The 18,287-nt window shown below is 57.4% G+C and carries 6 protein-coding genes and 6 rRNA genes; 9 read left to right on the forward strand and 3 right to left on the reverse strand.

Going from position 1 to position 18,287, the window contains the following annotated elements; all coding sequences use genetic code 11:
• Positions 1 to 19 precede the first annotated feature (19 nt).
• The gene (locus ACWA1U_RS07000; protein ID WP_463724617.1) at positions 20 to 313 is read right to left on the reverse strand and encodes a hypothetical protein; all 294 of its coding nucleotides are present in this window, start codon (positions 311 to 313) and stop codon (positions 20 to 22) included.
• A 94-nt stretch (positions 314 to 407) separates the two neighbouring features.
• Here ACWA1U_RS07000 and ACWA1U_RS07005 point away from each other — a divergent pair.
• The 9 genes from ACWA1U_RS07005 to ACWA1U_RS07045 all read left to right on the forward strand — a co-directional run bounded on the left by ACWA1U_RS07005 (position 408) and on the right by ACWA1U_RS07045 (position 15,634).
• Positions 408 to 1,930, forward strand: a 16S ribosomal RNA gene (locus tag ACWA1U_RS07005).
• A 559-nt stretch (positions 1,931 to 2,489) separates the two neighbouring features.
• A 23S ribosomal RNA gene (locus ACWA1U_RS07010) occupies positions 2,490 to 5,648 on the forward strand.
• A gap of 186 nt (positions 5,649 to 5,834) precedes the next feature.
• Positions 5,835 to 5,951 (forward strand): 5S ribosomal RNA (rrf, locus tag ACWA1U_RS07015).
• 1,487 nt (positions 5,952 to 7,438) lie between these two features.
• A 16S ribosomal RNA gene (locus ACWA1U_RS07020) occupies positions 7,439 to 8,961 on the forward strand.
• A 559-nt stretch (positions 8,962 to 9,520) separates the two neighbouring features.
• Positions 9,521 to 12,679: ribosomal RNA gene (locus tag ACWA1U_RS07025) — 23S ribosomal RNA — on the forward strand.
• 186 nt (positions 12,680 to 12,865) lie between these two features.
• Positions 12,866 to 12,982 (forward strand): 5S ribosomal RNA (rrf, locus tag ACWA1U_RS07030).
• The 16S, 23S and 5S rRNA genes sit together here, the layout of an rRNA operon.
• A gap of 115 nt (positions 12,983 to 13,097) precedes the next feature.
• A complete protein-coding gene (locus ACWA1U_RS07035; protein ID WP_463724618.1) occupies positions 13,098 to 13,577 on the forward strand; it encodes an SRPBCC domain-containing protein in 480 nt (159 codons plus the stop codon).
• Positions 13,574 to 14,962, forward strand: coding sequence for an FAD-binding oxidoreductase (locus ACWA1U_RS07040; protein WP_463724619.1), 1,389 nt, complete (start codon positions 13,574 to 13,576; stop codon positions 14,960 to 14,962). Before ACWA1U_RS07035 ends, ACWA1U_RS07040 begins: the two co-directional genes overlap by 4 nt.
• 135 nt (positions 14,963 to 15,097) lie before the next feature.
• The gene (locus ACWA1U_RS07045; RefSeq protein WP_463724620.1) at positions 15,098 to 15,634 is read left to right on the forward strand and encodes a DUF4190 domain-containing protein; all 537 of its coding nucleotides are present in this window, start codon (positions 15,098 to 15,100) and stop codon (positions 15,632 to 15,634) included.
• Positions 15,635 to 15,707: 73 nt separating this feature from the next.
• On the opposite strand, the gene ACWA1U_RS07050 is transcribed toward ACWA1U_RS07045, so the two are convergent.
• Together ACWA1U_RS07050 and ACWA1U_RS07055 are read right to left on the reverse strand one after the other, a co-directional pair.
• Positions 15,708 to 17,060: a DUF4032 domain-containing protein gene (locus tag ACWA1U_RS07050; protein WP_463724621.1), complete on the reverse strand. Its 1,353-nt coding sequence runs from the start codon at positions 17,058 to 17,060 to the stop codon at positions 15,708 to 15,710.
• Between the two features lie 110 nt (positions 17,061 to 17,170).
• Entirely contained in the window at positions 17,171 to 18,259 is a 1,089-nt protein-coding gene (locus ACWA1U_RS07055; RefSeq protein ID WP_463724622.1) for an ABC transporter ATP-binding protein, read from the reverse strand.
• Between the last annotated feature and the right edge of the window lie 28 nt (positions 18,260 to 18,287).

Genomic DNA, 18,287 nt, shown 5'->3' on the forward strand with positions numbered 1-18,287 from the left:
CTGGCACCCTCGAACCGATTTACACATCCGGCTCGGGGGTGCTAGAGTTTATATCCGCGCTGACGATCACTTCGGATCCAAACAACGCGCACATCACATCAAATCCAGATCGTTTTTTGGACGCTGATGATGTGTGCGGAGGGTGGATTTGACGGGGTGGGGTTTGGTGGGTAAGTTTGGAAAGTTGCTCCGGAGCGATGAGCGGCCCTGTTGGGGTTGTTTTGGTGCTGGGTGCTTCTGTTGTTTGAGAACTCAATAGTGTGCCATGTTTGTTGATACCGATTGTTTTTTGATTGGTTGATTTGCTGGTCATCTCACCTCGTGGGGTGGCTGGTTTTTTGGCTGGTTTCGAATTTTGTGCAGCATTGGCCTTCTTTTTCCGGGGGTTGGTGTTGTGTTCGTAGTTTTTTACGGAGAGTTTGATCCTGGCTCAGGATGAACGCTGGCGGCGTGCTTAACACATGCAAGTCGAACGATGATCCTCAGCTTGCTGGGGGGATTAGTGGCGAACGGGTGAGTAACACGTGAGTAACCTGCCCTTGACTCTGGGATAAGCCTGGGAAACTGGGTCTAATACTGGATACGACCGACTATCGCATGGTGGTTGGTGGAAAGCTTTTGTGGTTTTGGATGGACTCGCGGCCTATCAGCTTGTTGGTGGGGTAATGGCCTACCAAGGCGACGACGGGTAGCCGGCCTGAGAGGGTGGACGGCCACACTGGGACTGAGACACGGCCCAGACTCCTACGGGAGGCAGCAGTGGGGAATATTGCACAATGGGCGCAAGCCTGATGCAGCGACGCCGCGTGAGGGATGAAGGCCTTCGGGTTGTAAACCTCTTTCAGTAGGGAAGAAGCGAAAGTGACGGTACCTGCAGAAGAAGCGCCGGCTAACTACGTGCCAGCAGCCGCGGTAATACGTAGGGCGCAAGCGTTATCCGGAATTATTGGGCGTAAAGAGCTCGTAGGCGGTTTGTCGCGTCTGCCGTGAAAGTCCGGGGCTTAACCCCGGATCTGCGGTGGGTACGGGCAGACTTGAGTGATGTAGGGGAGACTGGAATTCCTGGTGTAGCGGTGAAATGCGCAGATATCAGGAGGAACACCGATGGCGAAGGCAGGTCTCTGGGCATTAACTGACGCTGAGGAGCGAAAGCATGGGGAGCGAACAGGATTAGATACCCTGGTAGTCCATGCCGTAAACGTTGGGCACTAGGTGTGGGGGACATTCCACGTTTTCCGCGCCGTAGCTAACGCATTAAGTGCCCCGCCTGGGGAGTACGGCCGCAAGGCTAAAACTCAAAGGAATTGACGGGGGCCCGCACAAGCGGCGGAGCATGCGGATTAATTCGATGCAACGCGAAGAACCTTACCAAGGCTTGACATGAACCGGAACGGCGCAGAGATGTGTCGGCCACTTGTGGCCGGTTTACAGGTGGTGCATGGTTGTCGTCAGCTCGTGTCGTGAGATGTTGGGTTAAGTCCCGCAACGAGCGCAACCCTCGTTCCATGTTGCCAGCGGGTTATGCCGGGGACTCATGGGAGACTGCCGGGGTCAACTCGGAGGAAGGTGGGGACGACGTCAAATCATCATGCCCCTTATGTCTTGGGCTTCACGCATGCTACAATGGCCGGTACAAAGGGTTGCGATGCTGTGAGGTGGAGCTAATCCCAAAAAGCCGGTCTCAGTTCGGATTGAGGTCTGCAACTCGACCTCATGAAGTCGGAGTCGCTAGTAATCGCAGATCAGCAACGCTGCGGTGAATACGTTCCCGGGCCTTGTACACACCGCCCGTCAAGTCACGAAAGTTGGTAACACCCGAAGCCGGTGGCCTAACCCTTTTGGGGGGGAGCCGTCGAAGGTGGGACCGGCGATTGGGACTAAGTCGTAACAAGGTAGCCGTACCGGAAGGTGCGGCTGGATCACCTCCTTTCTAAGGAGCGCCTACAACTTTCTGTTCATCCCGTTGTTGGGGTGTGGGGGTTGTCAGGAGTATGCCCATTGCGCAGGCGTTTGTTCTGCGGTGGGTGCTCATGGGTGGAATATCAACGAAATTGTGGTGGCTGGTGCTGTTGATTGTGTTGAGTACGGGCTTGTTCTTGTGTGTTCTCGTGTAGTGCGGGGATGTGTGGGGGTGGGTTGTGGAAAGGCGTGGTTGGTGGTGTTGGTTTCATCCTTTGGCACACTGTTGGGTCCTGAAGCAACAGGAGTCTGATCCTTTCGGGGGTTGGGTTTGTGGGGTTTCTGGTTTTCCTGGGCATGATTGCCTGCACTGTTCTCCTGTGAGAAGGGGTCTGTGGTTTGGTTGGATCGTAAGGGTCTGGCTGGGTTGCGGGGGTGTGGGTGGTGTGTGTTGGGGTTGTTGTTTGAGAACTGCATAGTGGACGCGAGCATCTTAAATTTTGTGTAATCGCGCATGATTCGTTGGCTGGCATTGTGTCTGTCCCTTTGTTGGGGTGGGTGTGGTGTTGGTTGTGGGTTGTGTGTGTTTTCGTCAAGTTTTTAAGGGCACACGGTGGATGCCTTGGCATCAGGAGCCGAAGAAGGACGTGGGAATCTGCGATAAGCCTGGGGGAGTTGATAACCGAACTTTGATCCCAGGATGTCCGAATGGGGAAACCCCGCCATGCGTACTTGTTGCGACGTGGTGACCCGTATCTGAACACATAGGGTACGTGGGGGGAACGTGGGGAAGTGAAACATCTCAGTACCCACAGGAAGAGAAAACAATAGTGATTCCGTTAGTAGTGGCGAGCGAACGCGGATGAGGCTAAACCAGTGGTGTGTGATAGCCGGCGGGCGTTGCATCTCTGGGGTTGCGGGACTTTCCGTATCAGCTCTGCCGGGCTGGTGAAGTGAGTGCAAGCGTATAGGTGAACGGGTTTGAAGGCCCGACCGGAGTGGGTGAGAGTCCCGTAGCTGTAATGCGTGTTGCCGCTTGGAGAGTATCCCAAGTAGTACGGGGCCCGAGAAATCCCGTGCGAATCTGCCAGGACCACCTGGTAAGCCTAAATACTCCCTGATGACCGATAGCGGACAAGTACCGTGAGGGAAAGGTGAAAAGTACCCCGGGAGGGGAGTGAAATAGTACCTGAAACCGTGTGCCTACAATCCGTCAGAGCAGGTGGTGATTTATCACTGTTCCTGTGATGGCGTGCCTTTTGAAGAATGAGCCTGCGAGTTAGTGTTACGTCGCGAGGTTAACCCGTGTGGGGTAGCCGTAGCGAAAGCGAGTCTGAATAGGGCGAGTGAGTGGCGTGATCTAGACCCGAAGCGAAGTGATCTACCCATGGCCAGGTTGAAGCGACGGTAAGACGTCGTGGAGGACCGAACCCACTTCAGTTGAAAATGGAGGGGATGAGCTGTGGGTAGGGGTGAAAGGCCAATCAAACTTCGTGATAGCTGGTTCTCCCCGAAATGCATTTAGGTGCAGCGTTGCGTGTTTCTTGCCGGAGGTAGAGCTACTGGATGGCCGATGGGCCCTACAAGGTTACTGACGTCAGCCAAACTCCGAATGCCGGTAAGTGAGAGCGCAGCAGTGAGACTGTGGGGGATAAGCTTCATAGTCGAGAGGGAAACAGCCCAGACCACCAACTAAGGCCCCTAAGCGTGTGCTAAGTGGGAAAGGATGTGGAGTTGCTCAGACAACCAGGAGGTTGGCTTAGAAGCAGCCATCCTTGAAAGAGTGCGTAATAGCTCACTGGTCAAGTGATTCCGCGCCGACAATGTAGCGGGGCTCAAGTACACCGCCGAAGTTGTGGATTTCAAACAATAACCCAGCTGGCCCTTTGGGGTTGGTTCAGGTGTTTGGAGTGGTAGGGGAGCGTCGTGTGGGCAGTGAAGTCGCGGTGTAAACCAGCGGTGGAGCCTACACGAGTGAGAATGCAGGCATGAGTAGCGAAAGACGGGTGAGAAACCCGTCCGCCGAATGATCAAGGGTTCCAGGGTCAAGCTAATCTGCCCTGGGTAAGTCGGGACCTAAGGCGAGGCCGACAGGCGTAGTCGATGGACAACGGGTTGATATTCCCGTACCGGTGAAGAACCGCCCATACTGAACAAGGGATACTAACCACCCAAACCATTTTCCAGTGCCCTTCGGGGACAGTGTTAGTGGGGAGCGTGGGACCTGATCTTGGGAGGTAAGCGTATTAACAGGTGTGACGCAGGAAGGTAGTCGGGCCAGGCGATGGTTGTCCTGGTCTAAGGGTGTAGGAGGGATCATAGGTAAATCCGTGGTCCTGGTTTAGATACCGACTTTGAGACCCGATGGGCCCCACTTTGGTGGGGATCCGGTGATCCTATGCTGCCTAGAAAAGCATCGGCGTGAGGTTCCAACTGCCCGTACCCCAAACCGACACAGGTGATCAGGTAGAGAATACTAAGGCGATCGAGAGAATTATGGTTAAGGAACTCGGCAAAATGCCCCCGTAACTTCGGGAGAAGGGGGGCCCCAACCGTGAACCACACTTGCTGTGGGGAGGCGGATCGGGGCCGCAGAGACCAGGGGGAAGCGACTGTTTACTAAAAACACAGGTCCGTGCGAAGTCGCAAGACGATGTATACGGACTGACTCCTGCCCGGTGCTGGAAGGTTAAGAGGACCGGTTAGCCCCTTGTGGGCGAAGCTGGGAATTTAAGCCCCAGTAAACGGCGGTGGTAACTATAACCATCCTAAGGTAGCGAAATTCCTTGTCGGGTAAGTTCCGACCTGCACGAATGGAGTAACGACTTCCCCGCTGTCTCAACCATAAACTCGGCGAAATTGCACTACGAGTAAAGATGCTCGTTACGCGCAGCAGGACGGAAAGACCCCGAGACCTTCACTATAGTTTGGTATTGGTGTTCGGTGTGGCTTGTGTAGGATAGGTGGGAGACTGTGAAGCTTGGACGCTAGTTCAGGTGGAGTCATCGTTGAAATACCACTCTGGTCACTCTGGATATCTAACTTCGGCCCGTAATCCGGGTCAGGGACAGTGCCTGATGGGTAGTTTAACTGGGGCGGTTGCCTCCTAAAAAGTAACGGAGGCGCCCAAAGGTTCCCTCAGCCTGGTTGGCAATCAGGTGGCGAGTGTAAGTGCACAAGGGAGCTTGACTGTGAGAGAGACATCTCAAGCAGGGACGAAAGTCGGGACTAGTGATCCGGCGGTACATTGTGGAATGGCCGTCGCTCAACGGATAAAAGGTACCTCGGGGATAACAGGCTGATCTTGCCCAAGAGTCCATATCGACGGCATGGTTTGGCACCTCGATGTCGGCTCGTCGCATCCTGGGGCTGGAGTAGGTCCCAAGGGTTGGGCTGTTCGCCCATTAAAGCGGTACGCGAGCTGGGTTTAGAACGTCGTGAGACAGTTCGGTCCCTATCCGCTGCGCGCGCAGGAAATTTGAGAAGGGCTGTCCTTAGTACGAGAGGACCGGGACGGACGAACCTCTGGTGTGTCAGTTGTACTGCCAAGTGCACCGCTGATTAGCTACGTTCGGATGGGATAACCGCTGAAAGCATCTAAGCGGGAAGCCTGCTTCGAGATGAGATTTCCATACACATATCGTGTGAGAGGCCCCCAGCCAGACCACTGGGTTGATAGGCCGGATGTGGAAGCGAGGACTAACGACTCGTGAAGCTGACCGGTACTAATAAGCCGATAACTTGACACCACACAAAACATGTAATGCTACGCGTCCACTATGCGGTTCCCAACCAACAACCCCGGGAACCAAACACAACAAAATACACACAACTAAACACAGAGTTGTAACCACAATTTTCCCACCCCCCAACCACCCACACCCCCCACCAAAAAGGGGCAAAAGGGCAGGACACGGGGGGACGGGTAAACGAGTTACGGCGGTCATAGCGTGGGGGAAACGCCCGGTCCCATTCCGAACCCGGAAGCTAAGACCCACAGCGCCGATGGTACTGCACCCGAGAGAGTGTGGGAGAGTAGGACACCGCCGGACAACACTTCACAGGAGGGCCTCACCACAACGGTGAGGCCCTCCCGCATTTAACCCACACACCCACACACCCACACAGCCACACCCCCAACGCCGAGCCGCGCAGGCGCCTTTCCCTTCCTGGACGTAGCCGATGGACTCGAACCCAGCCGGCGGCCACGTGGATAACGACGGTGCGCCAGCAACTGAACTGTCTCCCCATCGAACTTGCCCGCAGCCGTTGCCCTTGTTGGGCGGGGCGATAGCAACAGCTACTTGAGGATCCTAAAGACCGGGGCGGCCGGTGTGCAGCCTTCGATGACACTCCAGTAGGGCCCTCCAGCTCGGCCGCGACGGGAGCGAAGCTGCCCGTTTAGAAGCACGAGCTGGCCCACTCTCAGCCCGAGGTACCCGGAGATGTGGCGGCTAAGTCGGCAGCGCGAGCCATCGCGGTGGAGATGCTGTCTAATTAACCGGTCTCCAAAACGTCTAGTCTGTTGATCACTGACGGCATGGTGGTGAGGTCTTACATGGGGACGAACATCCGAGACTGAGGCCCGGCTGGCGTCGCGTGGCTACACCCTCAGGGAGTTACATCGAGCGGCGCTGGGCCGGACACCGCGGCAGGGGTGGCGGGTGGCGACTGATCTGCTGCCATGGACCCACCGGGACGAAATCGACCTCGGTGCATGCTGTCTGAGGAGTCACCCGCTGGCGAGCAGCGTGGGGGCGCGGTTCGCCCGGTCACCGCGACCGTGCGTTCGTCTCGGGTCGGCGCTGGGGGGGGGGGGGGTATACACAATCCCCGCAGTGCACCCTGATGATGAAGTGCGGGCCAAAAGGATCCGTGCCACTGCGTTGATCGGACCTGCCATAGTCAACGAGGCCCCTCACCGCAGTTGATTCCTGGGCCAGCGAGAGACGACCCTCCTTATGAGCTTAAGAATACGGCTTTGAGCGCAGTGGCATATGAATATGGTCACAAAAGTGAGTTGGGGCCTGGACGGGCCTCGGTGGGCAGTTATTCGCCCTGAATTGGCGCATTTGTGGGTGTGTAAGGCCTCTGTGCGGTGATTTGCGAGGACCCAAAACGGCGTGTAATGTTTTCTGAGTCGCCGCGGCCGGGACAGAGAGATTCTGAACCTGGCGGGAGCGGCACTCCTCCTAAAATTTCCTCCTGGCACCCTCGCGTGCGGTGGAAGATTCATGGGAGGCACCGAAGCCCGCACGCTAATCCCCCGACAGGGTGGATTTGACGGGGTGGGGTTTGGTGGGTAAGTTTGGAAAGTTGCTCCGGAGCGATGAGCGGCCCTGTTGGGGTTGTTTTGGTGCTGGGTGCTTCTGTTGTTTGAGAACTCAATAGTGTGCCATGTTTGTTGATACCGATTGTTTTTTGATTGGTTGATTTGCTGGTCATCTCACCTCGTGGGGTGGCTGGTTTTTTGGCTGGTTTCGAATTTTGTGCAGCATTGGCCTTCTTTTTCCGGGGGTTGGTGTTGTGTTCGTAGTTTTTTACGGAGAGTTTGATCCTGGCTCAGGATGAACGCTGGCGGCGTGCTTAACACATGCAAGTCGAACGATGATCCTCAGCTTGCTGGGGGGATTAGTGGCGAACGGGTGAGTAACACGTGAGTAACCTGCCCTTGACTCTGGGATAAGCCTGGGAAACTGGGTCTAATACTGGATACGACCGACTATCGCATGGTGGTTGGTGGAAAGCTTTTGTGGTTTTGGATGGACTCGCGGCCTATCAGCTTGTTGGTGGGGTAATGGCCTACCAAGGCGACGACGGGTAGCCGGCCTGAGAGGGTGGACGGCCACACTGGGACTGAGACACGGCCCAGACTCCTACGGGAGGCAGCAGTGGGGAATATTGCACAATGGGCGCAAGCCTGATGCAGCGACGCCGCGTGAGGGATGAAGGCCTTCGGGTTGTAAACCTCTTTCAGTAGGGAAGAAGCGAAAGTGACGGTACCTGCAGAAGAAGCGCCGGCTAACTACGTGCCAGCAGCCGCGGTAATACGTAGGGCGCAAGCGTTATCCGGAATTATTGGGCGTAAAGAGCTCGTAGGCGGTTTGTCGCGTCTGCCGTGAAAGTCCGGGGCTTAACCCCGGATCTGCGGTGGGTACGGGCAGACTTGAGTGATGTAGGGGAGACTGGAATTCCTGGTGTAGCGGTGAAATGCGCAGATATCAGGAGGAACACCGATGGCGAAGGCAGGTCTCTGGGCATTAACTGACGCTGAGGAGCGAAAGCATGGGGAGCGAACAGGATTAGATACCCTGGTAGTCCATGCCGTAAACGTTGGGCACTAGGTGTGGGGGACATTCCACGTTTTCCGCGCCGTAGCTAACGCATTAAGTGCCCCGCCTGGGGAGTACGGCCGCAAGGCTAAAACTCAAAGGAATTGACGGGGGCCCGCACAAGCGGCGGAGCATGCGGATTAATTCGATGCAACGCGAAGAACCTTACCAAGGCTTGACATGAACCGGAACGGCGCAGAGATGTGTCGGCCACTTGTGGCCGGTTTACAGGTGGTGCATGGTTGTCGTCAGCTCGTGTCGTGAGATGTTGGGTTAAGTCCCGCAACGAGCGCAACCCTCGTTCCATGTTGCCAGCGGGTTATGCCGGGGACTCATGGGAGACTGCCGGGGTCAACTCGGAGGAAGGTGGGGACGACGTCAAATCATCATGCCCCTTATGTCTTGGGCTTCACGCATGCTACAATGGCCGGTACAAAGGGTTGCGATGCTGTGAGGTGGAGCTAATCCCAAAAAGCCGGTCTCAGTTCGGATTGAGGTCTGCAACTCGACCTCATGAAGTCGGAGTCGCTAGTAATCGCAGATCAGCAACGCTGCGGTGAATACGTTCCCGGGCCTTGTACACACCGCCCGTCAAGTCACGAAAGTTGGTAACACCCGAAGCCGGTGGCCTAACCCTTTTGGGGGGGAGCCGTCGAAGGTGGGACCGGCGATTGGGACTAAGTCGTAACAAGGTAGCCGTACCGGAAGGTGCGGCTGGATCACCTCCTTTCTAAGGAGCGCCTACAACTTTCTGTTCATCCCGTTGTTGGGGTGTGGGGGTTGTCAGGAGTATGCCCATTGCGCAGGCGTTTGTTCTGCGGTGGGTGCTCATGGGTGGAATATCAACGAAATTGTGGTGGCTGGTGCTGTTGATTGTGTTGAGTACGGGCTTGTTCTTGTGTGTTCTCGTGTAGTGCGGGGATGTGTGGGGGTGGGTTGTGGAAAGGCGTGGTTGGTGGTGTTGGTTTCATCCTTTGGCACACTGTTGGGTCCTGAAGCAACAGGAGTCTGATCCTTTCGGGGGTTGGGTTTGTGGGGTTTCTGGTTTTCCTGGGCATGATTGCCTGCACTGTTCTCCTGTGAGAAGGGGTCTGTGGTTTGGTTGGATCGTAAGGGTCTGGCTGGGTTGCGGGGGTGTGGGTGGTGTGTGTTGGGGTTGTTGTTTGAGAACTGCATAGTGGACGCGAGCATCTTAAATTTTGTGTAATCGCGCATGATTCGTTGGCTGGCATTGTGTCTGTCCCTTTGTTGGGGTGGGTGTGGTGTTGGTTGTGGGTTGTGTGTGTTTTCGTCAAGTTTTTAAGGGCACACGGTGGATGCCTTGGCATCAGGAGCCGAAGAAGGACGTGGGAATCTGCGATAAGCCTGGGGGAGTTGATAACCGAACTTTGATCCCAGGATGTCCGAATGGGGAAACCCCGCCATGCGTACTTGTTGCGACGTGGTGACCCGTATCTGAACACATAGGGTACGTGGGGGGAACGTGGGGAAGTGAAACATCTCAGTACCCACAGGAAGAGAAAACAATAGTGATTCCGTTAGTAGTGGCGAGCGAACGCGGATGAGGCTAAACCAGTGGTGTGTGATAGCCGGCGGGCGTTGCATCTCTGGGGTTGCGGGACTTTCCGTATCAGCTCTGCCGGGCTGGTGAAGTGAGTGCAAGCGTATAGGTGAACGGGTTTGAAGGCCCGACCGGAGTGGGTGAGAGTCCCGTAGCTGTAATGCGTGTTGCCGCTTGGAGAGTATCCCAAGTAGTACGGGGCCCGAGAAATCCCGTGCGAATCTGCCAGGACCACCTGGTAAGCCTAAATACTCCCTGATGACCGATAGCGGACAAGTACCGTGAGGGAAAGGTGAAAAGTACCCCGGGAGGGGAGTGAAATAGTACCTGAAACCGTGTGCCTACAATCCGTCAGAGCAGGTGGTGATTTATCACTGTTCCTGTGATGGCGTGCCTTTTGAAGAATGAGCCTGCGAGTTAGTGTTACGTCGCGAGGTTAACCCGTGTGGGGTAGCCGTAGCGAAAGCGAGTCTGAATAGGGCGAGTGAGTGGCGTGATCTAGACCCGAAGCGAAGTGATCTACCCATGGCCAGGTTGAAGCGACGGTAAGACGTCGTGGAGGACCGAACCCACTTCAGTTGAAAATGGAGGGGATGAGCTGTGGGTAGGGGTGAAAGGCCAATCAAACTTCGTGATAGCTGGTTCTCCCCGAAATGCATTTAGGTGCAGCGTTGCGTGTTTCTTGCCGGAGGTAGAGCTACTGGATGGCCGATGGGCCCTACAAGGTTACTGACGTCAGCCAAACTCCGAATGCCGGTAAGTGAGAGCGCAGCAGTGAGACTGTGGGGGATAAGCTTCATAGTCGAGAGGGAAACAGCCCAGACCACCAACTAAGGCCCCTAAGCGTGTGCTAAGTGGGAAAGGATGTGGAGTTGCTCAGACAACCAGGAGGTTGGCTTAGAAGCAGCCATCCTTGAAAGAGTGCGTAATAGCTCACTGGTCAAGTGATTCCGCGCCGACAATGTAGCGGGGCTCAAGTACACCGCCGAAGTTGTGGATTTCAAACAATAACCCAGCTGGCCCTTTGGGGTTGGTTCAGGTGTTTGGAGTGGTAGGGGAGCGTCGTGTGGGCAGTGAAGTCGCGGTGTAAACCAGCGGTGGAGCCTACACGAGTGAGAATGCAGGCATGAGTAGCGAAAGACGGGTGAGAAACCCGTCCGCCGAATGATCAAGGGTTCCAGGGTCAAGCTAATCTGCCCTGGGTAAGTCGGGACCTAAGGCGAGGCCGACAGGCGTAGTCGATGGACAACGGGTTGATATTCCCGTACCGGTGAAGAACCGCCCATACTGAACAAGGGATACTAACCACCCAAACCATTTTCCAGTGCCCTTCGGGGACAGTGTTAGTGGGGAGCGTGGGACCTGATCTTGGGAGGTAAGCGTATTAACAGGTGTGACGCAGGAAGGTAGTCGGGCCAGGCGATGGTTGTCCTGGTCTAAGGGTGTAGGAGGGATCATAGGTAAATCCGTGGTCCTGGTTTAGATACCGACTTTGAGACCCGATGGGCCCCACTTTGGTGGGGATCCGGTGATCCTATGCTGCCTAGAAAAGCATCGGCGTGAGGTTCCAACTGCCCGTACCCCAAACCGACACAGGTGATCAGGTAGAGAATACTAAGGCGATCGAGAGAATTATGGTTAAGGAACTCGGCAAAATGCCCCCGTAACTTCGGGAGAAGGGGGGCCCCAACCGTGAACCACACTTGCTGTGGGGAGGCGGATCGGGGCCGCAGAGACCAGGGGGAAGCGACTGTTTACTAAAAACACAGGTCCGTGCGAAGTCGCAAGACGATGTATACGGACTGACTCCTGCCCGGTGCTGGAAGGTTAAGAGGACCGGTTAGCCCCTTGTGGGCGAAGCTGGGAATTTAAGCCCCAGTAAACGGCGGTGGTAACTATAACCATCCTAAGGTAGCGAAATTCCTTGTCGGGTAAGTTCCGACCTGCACGAATGGAGTAACGACTTCCCCGCTGTCTCAACCATAAACTCGGCGAAATTGCACTACGAGTAAAGATGCTCGTTACGCGCAGCAGGACGGAAAGACCCCGAGACCTTCACTATAGTTTGGTATTGGTGTTCGGTGTGGCTTGTGTAGGATAGGTGGGAGACTGTGAAGCTTGGACGCTAGTTCAGGTGGAGTCATCGTTGAAATACCACTCTGGTCACTCTGGATATCTAACTTCGGCCCGTAATCCGGGTCAGGGACAGTGCCTGATGGGTAGTTTAACTGGGGCGGTTGCCTCCTAAAAAGTAACGGAGGCGCCCAAAGGTTCCCTCAGCCTGGTTGGCAATCAGGTGGCGAGTGTAAGTGCACAAGGGAGCTTGACTGTGAGAGAGACATCTCAAGCAGGGACGAAAGTCGGGACTAGTGATCCGGCGGTACATTGTGGAATGGCCGTCGCTCAACGGATAAAAGGTACCTCGGGGATAACAGGCTGATCTTGCCCAAGAGTCCATATCGACGGCATGGTTTGGCACCTCGATGTCGGCTCGTCGCATCCTGGGGCTGGAGTAGGTCCCAAGGGTTGGGCTGTTCGCCCATTAAAGCGGTACGCGAGCTGGGTTTAGAACGTCGTGAGACAGTTCGGTCCCTATCCGCTGCGCGCGCAGGAAATTTGAGAAGGGCTGTCCTTAGTACGAGAGGACCGGGACGGACGAACCTCTGGTGTGTCAGTTGTACTGCCAAGTGCACCGCTGATTAGCTACGTTCGGATGGGATAACCGCTGAAAGCATCTAAGCGGGAAGCCTGCTTCGAGATGAGATTTCCATACACATATCGTGTGAGAGGCCCCCAGCCAGACCACTGGGTTGATAGGCCGGATGTGGAAGCGAGGACTAACGACTCGTGAAGCTGACCGGTACTAATAAGCCGATAACTTGACACCACACAAAACATGTAATGCTACGCGTCCACTATGCGGTTCCCAACCAACAACCCCGGGAACCAAACACAACAAAATACACACAACTAAACACAGAGTTGTAACCACAATTTTCCCACCCCCCAACCACCCACACCCCCCACCAAAAAGGGGCAAAAGGGCAGGACACGGGGGGACGGGTAAACGAGTTACGGCGGTCATAGCGTGGGGGAAACGCCCGGTCCCATTCCGAACCCGGAAGCTAAGACCCACAGCGCCGATGGTACTGCACCCGAGAGAGTGTGGGAGAGTAGGACACCGCCGGACAACACTTCACAGGAGGGCCTCACCACAACGGTGAGGCCCTCCCGCATTTAACCCACACACCCACACACCCACACACCCACACAGCCACACCCCCAACACCGGTAAAGTTCCACACATGGAAAGCATCTTCTCGCACTTGCCCAGGGAGTCCCCCGAGCAAAAAGAAGGTGCTGCACCTTCCAGCCTGACAGCAGCAGTCGAGGTTCCCCGCGGCGTTGACGAGGCTTTCGCTGGCTTTACCGACGGCATCCATTTATGGTGGCCGCTTGAGCAAACTGAATTCGGGGACGGCACCCACCCAGAATTCACTGACGGGCAACTGGTCGAGGAGAGTCCTTCGGGCGAAATTGCGTCTTGGGCAACTGTCGTCTTGTCCCCGCCCGGGACGCTTGAGCTCGAATGGTTCCTGGGCGGCAAGCCCGATCAGCGCAGCTCCGTTCACATCACGTTCTCGCCTTTGCCAGCTGGCACGCAAGTAGAACTGGAACACTCCGGATGGGCTGGGGGAAGTGAGGGCGCTTCCCAATCCGCTGCAGCTCCTGATTGGACCGTTGTCCTGGCACGCTACCGTCGATTCATGGGTGGGGCGCAGTGAGCGAAGTAGGCCCAGCGGACGGTACGGCAGTCGTGCAGGAACTGGCAGCTTCCATCCCGACGTTCCGCATCCTCACCGACCACGAAGTACTCGAGGCGTACGCGCACGATCAGGGACCGGCCACGAGAAGGGAGCTTCCCGCCGTCGTCGTTCTTGTTGAATCTGTTGAGGAGGTTCAGCACACAGTCCGCGTAGCGCGCCGGCTTGGAGTGACGGTGGTGCCGCGCGGAGCTGGCACCGGCCTGTCTGGTGGCGCGCAGGCACTGGACAGGTGCATCGTCATGGGGTTCGAGCGGATGAACCGAATCCTGGACATCAGGGCAACGGATGAGGTTGCTGTAGTCGAGCCTGGAGTGCTCAACTCGGATTTGAACGAAGCCGTTGCTTCTCACGGGTTGATGTACGCGCCGGACCCTGCGAGCTACCGCATTTCGACAATCGGCGGCAATGTGGCCACAAACGCAGGCGGGCTGCGGTGCGCGAAGTATGGCGTCACGCGGGACTCGGTGCTTGCTCTCGACGTCGTTCTGGCTGACGGTACCCTCATCCGGACAGGACACAACTCGTTCAAGGGAGTGGCGGGTTATGACCTGACTTCACTGTTTGTGGGGTCCGAGGGCACGCTCGGAATCGTGGTCGGAATTACCGTTCGGTTGAAGTACCTTCCTGTGGCGACCCGGACCCTCGCGGCTTTCTTCCCGAACTTCCCCGCTGCGGCTGCGGGGGTGCTCGCCATCGGCGCGGCGCGTGTGCAACCCGCAATACTCGAACTCCTCGACGGCAACACACTGCGCGTCCTTGACTCGGCTCATGGATCCGACCTTGCAGTGCGTGGGGGATCCCTGCTCCTTGTGCAGACAGATGGGTTCGGTGCGGACGCGGAAGCTGAGGTGGTGCGGGAGGTCCTGACCGGACTGGGCGCCACCGTCAGTGCGGAGGACGAGGGGGAAGCTGAGGGGCTGCTGAACCTGCGCCGCAACGCGAGGGGAGATGGCGCCTATGATGCGTACCGGGTTGGGGAGGACGTGGCCATACCCCGGTCGCAGCTTGTCCAGTATGTTGCGGAACTTGAGCGAATGGCCCAGGCGCACGGCGTGTTTGTGAAGGTCGTGGCGCACGCAGGAGACGGTAACCTGCATCCAACCTTCTGGGTGGACGAGAACGAGGGTGATGCGGGTATGCTGCGGCTCAACGCGGCCCTCGATGAATCCGTCCGCCTGGCCATTGACCTCGGTGGAACAATAACCGGTGAACACGGGGTGGGTGAGTACAAGCTTCGCTGGCTGGCGTGGGAACAGTCCGAGGACCTGCTTCAGCTCCAGCGGGAGATCAAGCAGATATTCGACCCAAACCACACCCTCAACCCCGGAAAAGCGATTCTGTAGCGGGCGGCTGTCTGCCCCGTCAGGCGCTGAAAGATCGCTTCATGGAATCCCCGGCTCACAGCGGACAGGCCTATAGACTGGCCGAAGCAACACTGCCACGAACGGTGGCAGTTCATCACCAGAATGGGGAAATACGTGTCAGACAACACCACCGGCCAGCCCGGAAACAGCGGCGGACAGGACGACTCTTCACGCTACCCAGCGGGGCAGCAGTGGCAGCAGCCGTCTGCAACGGATCAGCCGGCGTCCTCCGGTGCGTCCGCTTCGGGGAACCAGCCGTACGGGCAGGCAGGTGGATACGGTAATCAGCCCCAGGCGTCATCCCCCTACGGCCAGCCGCAGGGACAGGGCGGTTACGGAGGCGGGTATGGTCAGGCCCCAGCCGAGAACCCCGGCAAGACGCTCGGAATCGTCGGCTTCATTTTGTCCCTGATTCCTTTCATCACGGTCGTCGGTCTCATCCTCAGCATCGTTGCCTTCGTGAAGTCGAAGAAGGCCGGTATGGGAAATGGCTTCGCTCTGGCAGGCATCATCATCGGTGCGCTAGGAGTGATCGGCTCTATCCTGTTCGTAATCCTCACCATTGTGGGTATCACCGCGATTGCGGAGGTCTGCAACGAGCTTGGATCCGGTACACACACTTACCAGGGTTCACAGATCACCTGCCCATAGCAGGCCACTGATCGAGAAGCTCCCGCGTTCCACCACACGGTGGAGCGTGGGAGCTTTCGTTTAAGCCGGTTCGCTAGTCTTCGAGACCGCCGGTGATAAGGTCCATCGTCTTCGTATCGGCTGTCAGCATGATGGCTGCTTCATCCCGCCGGTGCCTCAGTACGGTGTCGAAGTAGGACTGCACCGCTTCGGCGAGCGGCACATTGCGGTCCTGCTTCTCCGACATATACCAGCGATGCTCGAGCACTTCGTGGACAACCTCCGCCGGTTCGAGTTTCCCGCCCAGCTCCCGCGGAACAGCGCGGACGATAGGTTCGAACACCTGGGTGACCCACTGGTGAGCGCTGATCTCTTCGTCGAGGTCGGGATTGTTGTCCGCGCGGTAGGCGTCCATGTCGTTGAGCAAGCGGCGCGCCTGGTTCTCCTGAGCGTCGATACCCGTCAGGCGGATGAGGCGGCGGCTGTGGTGACCTGCGTCAACAACCTTGGGCTGCAGCTGAATTTGCGATGTTTCGGAGACTGTTTTGATCGCGTACTCCTCTACGTCGAAGCCAAGCTCATTCAGGCGGCGGATGCGCGCGTTGACGCGCCAGCGTTCGCCCAGCTCGAATGATTCCTGCTCAGTGAGCTCCGCCCACAGACGGCGGTAGCTGTCCATGATCAGCTCGCTCGTGGCCAAGGGATCCACCTTTTCCTCGATCAGGCCGCCTTCCGCGAGATCCATCAGTTCCCCAGCGATGTTCACCCTCGCGATCTCGAGATCATACTCCCGTTGACCATTGGACAGCCCCGGGTACAACTCGCCCGTTTCAGCGTCAACAAGGTAAGCGGCGAAGGCGCCTGCGTCGCGGCGAAAAAGCGTGTTGGAGAGGGACACATCGCCCCAGTAGAACCCGATCAGGTGCAGGCGTACCAGCAGCAAGGCCTGCGCGTCGATGAGGCGGGTGAGCGTGTCCTTCCGCAGCATTTGGGAGAAAAGCGCACGGTAAGGCATGGAAAACTTCAGGTGCCGTGTGACCAGCACCGGGTTCAAATCTTCGCCCGCGACGTTCTTCCGACCCGAAATGACGGCGACGGGTTCCACGCACGGTACATCGAGCCGCTGAAGCTTCCGTAGCATGTGGTACTCGTGCCGGGCTATGTGCTCACTGGTTTCCTTGATGGCGATCACGGACCCGCTCAAATGGGCGAACCTGACGATGTGACGGGAGATGCCGCGTGGTAGCGCGGCCAGGTTCTCGGCCGGCCACTCCTCGAGCGCAAGGTGCCAGGGCAGGTCAAGCAGCTCTGGATCGGTCGAAGCGGCAGTGATGTTGAGCGATCCTAGCGAACCCTCGCCCAGGGCAGCGTTGGAGCGCGGAAGCTTGCCCGCCTGGGTGTAGTCCGTTGGCTCGTTGTGCCAGTTCGCCTGAGTCGCGTCGGTCATGATGATCAGTCTGTCCTTAAAATGACGGTAGCCCCCGCCGGTTGAGTTTACCGTCAACCGATGGGGGCCACCGCAGTGGTAGGAGTCTGTTTGCTTACGCGCCGGACTTGTTAGACATGATCGGCCAGGCGGAGACCGTTGGTGGTGTCGAAGAGGTGCACATGACCCTGCTCAGGGCGGACGTAGACGTGATCGCCCTTCATGGGTGGGCGGCGGCCGTCCACGCGAACCACCATGTCGTGATCCTTGCCGTCGAGCGTGGCGTGCCCGTAGATGTAGGCATCGGCGCCGAGTTCCTCGACCACGTCAACTTCCACCTGCAGGCCCTCGCCGTCTGCGGCAAGGACGAGGTCCTCGGGGCGCACGCCCAACGTGACAGTGTTGCCCGCAGCTGCCTCAAGGACATTTCCTGGCACGGGGTAGACGATTCCTCCGAAGAGGACGCCGCCGTCCGCGACAGGCAGTTCCAGGAGGTTCATTGCGGGAGAACCAATGAAGCCCGCAACGAAGACGTTCTTGGGGCGCTCGTAGAGGTTGCGGGGCGTGTCAACCTGCTGGAGGATGCCGTCCTTGAGGACCGCGACACGGTCTCCCATGGTCATGGCCTCGACCTGGTCGTGGGTCACGTAGACGGTGGTGACGCCGAGGCGGCGAGTGAGTGACGCGATCTGCGTGCGGGTCTGGACGCGTAGCTTGGCATCCAGGTTCGACAGCGGCTCATCCATGAGGAACACCTGGGGGTTACGAACGATGGCGCGGCCCATGGCGACGCGCTGGCGCTGACCGCCGGAGAGTGCCTTCGGCTTGCGGTCAAGGTAGTCCTCGAGGTCGAGGAGCTTCGCAGCTTCACGAACCCGCGTTGCTCGGTCTTCCTTGGAAATGCCTGCGATCTTCAGGGCAAAGCCCATGTTGTCGGCGACGGACATGTGCGGGTACAGCGCGTAGTTTTGGAAAACCATCGCGATGTCGCGGTCCTTCGGCGGAACGTCGGTGACGTCGCGGTCGCCAATGAGGATACGGCCCGAGTTGACGTCTTCAAGGCCGGCCAGCATACGAAGGGAGGTGGACTTTCCGCAACCGGAAGGTCCAACGAGAACGAGGAATTCACCGTCTGCGATCTCGATGTCGAGCTTGTCTACGGCGGGCTTCTCAGTGCCCGGGTACAGGCGCGTAGCCTGGTCAAACGTTACCGTTGCCATTTTTATTATCCTTTTCACGGGCAGGTAC

Source organism: Arthrobacter sp. TRD_SC_6, from assembly GCF_055361185.1.